Annotated in this window: 1 protein-coding gene; it reads right to left on the bottom strand. The window is 66.7% G+C overall.

Translation table 11 applies throughout. From position 1 onward, the window contains the following. Positions 1 to 2037 (bottom strand): alanine--tRNA ligase (gene alaS, locus A3728_RS10980; RefSeq protein WP_067923435.1); only part of this gene is annotated, 2037 nt, incomplete at both ends.

The following is a 2037-nucleotide window of genomic DNA, read 5'->3' on the forward strand; positions in this document are numbered from 1 at the left end:
GGCCGCCGCCCCCCTTGCCGCCGAGTTTTTCGACAGCGGTGCGGACGATGTCGACTGCGGAATATTTGCCGGTCAGATCGTCGGTGACCCCGGCGGCGATTGCCGCCTTGCCGTCGGCATCGGCGATCAGCAGGACGACGCCGCTGTCAAGTTGTTTTTTATGTTCGTCCACCAGAGCGGGCAGATCACGGCCTGTCACCCCGGTAAGCTTGCGCGCCATGAAGGGAACGCCATCGATCTCGCGCAGATCGGGGCCTTTGTCGCTGTTCGTGGCCCCCATGGCCAGTTCGCGGCGCAATTGCGCCACCTCGTTGGCCAGCGCGCGACGTTCGTCCAGCAGGGCGCGCACCCGCTCCGGCACGTCAGCCGGGGATGTTTTCAGCTCCGACGCGACGCGGGACAGGGCTGCTTCCTGCTGGCGCAGCCAGCCAAGGGCGGCTTCGCCGGTCAACGCCTCGATGCGGCGGATGCCGCTGGCGCTGGCGCTGTCGCCCAGCAGGACGAAAGCACCGATATCCCCGGTCTGGCGCACATGGGTGCCACCGCAGAGTTCCAGCGAATAGGTCGCCTTGTCAGCACCCTTGCCGGAGCCGTCCTTGCGGCCCATGGAGACAACGCGCACCTCGTCGCCGTATTTCTCCCCGAAGAGAGCCTGCGCGCCCAGGCCGCGGGCGTCATCCGGCGTCATGATCCGGGTTTCAACGGGGGCGTTCTGGCGGATGAAGCGGTTCACCTCCTCCTCCACGCGGGAAAGTTCGTCCTGTGAGAGCGCCTTGGAATGGCTGAAGTCGAAGCGCAGCCTGTCCTGCGCGTTGAGCGAGCCGCGCTGCGACACGTGATCGCCCAGCGTTTCGCGCAGGGCTTCGTGCAGCAGATGGGTGGCTGAATGGTTGGCGCGGATCGCGCCGCGGCGGGCGCCGTCCACCTCCAGCACCGCGGCCTGCCCCTGTTCGACATGGCCGCGCAGGACGGTGCCGTGATGCACGAAAACGCCCGCGGCCTTGCGGGTGTCGGTCACACGGATCTGGCCGGTCTCGGTGCGGATGATACCGGTGTCGCCGATCTGGCCGCCGCTTTCGGCGTAGAAAGGCGTCTGGTTCAGGGCCACCTGAACCTCGGCGCCTTCCTTGGCCGTGTCTGTGAGCTTGTTGTCCTCGACAATGGCGATCACCTGGCCTTCGGCGGTCTCCGTGTCGTAGCCGAGGAAGTCGGTGGCGCCGTGTTTATCGGCGACCGTGAACCAATGGCTGGCATCGGCCGCCTCGCCGGAGCCGGCCCATGCGGCGCGGGCCTTGGCCTTTTGCTCGGCCATGGCGGCATCGAAGCCTTCGGTATCGACGGTACGGTCCTGTTCGCGCAGCGCATCCTGCGTGAGGTCGAGCGGGAAGCCATAGGTATCGTAGAGTTTGAACGCCGCCTCCCCCGGAAGCGGGGCGCCTTCGGGCAGGTCGCGCAACTCGTCCTCCAGCAGGCGCAGGCCGCGTTCCAGCGTCTGCTTGAACCGGGTTTCCTCAAGATGCAGCGTTTCGGTGATCAGCGATTGGGCCCGGCCAAGCTCCGGGTAGGCCGCGCCCATTTTCCCCACGAGTGCGGGCACGAGGCGATACATCAGCGGGTCCTTCACCCCCAGAAGATGGGCATGACGCATGGCGCGGCGCATGATCCGGCGCAGCACATAGCCGCGCCCGTCGTTCGACGGCATGACCCCGTCGGCAATCAGGAAGGAGGTGGAGCGCAGGTGATCGGCGATCACCCGGTGGTGCGTCTTGCCGGGGCCATCGGGGTCGGTGTTGCTGGCATCCGCGCTCGCCTCGATCAAGTTGCGCATGAGGTCGGTGGCGTAATTGTCGTTCGTGCCCTGCAGCAGCGCGGCGACCCGTTCGATCCCCATGCCGGTATCGATGGATTGCGCGGCGAGCTCCCGCCGGGTGCCGTCCTCGAACTGTTCATACTGCATGAAGACGAGGTTCCAGATCTCCACGAAGCGATCGCCGTCCTCTTCGGGGGAGCCCGGAGGGCCGCCCCAGATATGGTCGC

Origin of the sequence: Sulfitobacter sp. HI0040 (assembly GCF_001634885.1) — a bacterium.
Taxonomy (GTDB): Bacteria; Pseudomonadota; Alphaproteobacteria; order Rhodobacterales; family Rhodobacteraceae; genus Sulfitobacter.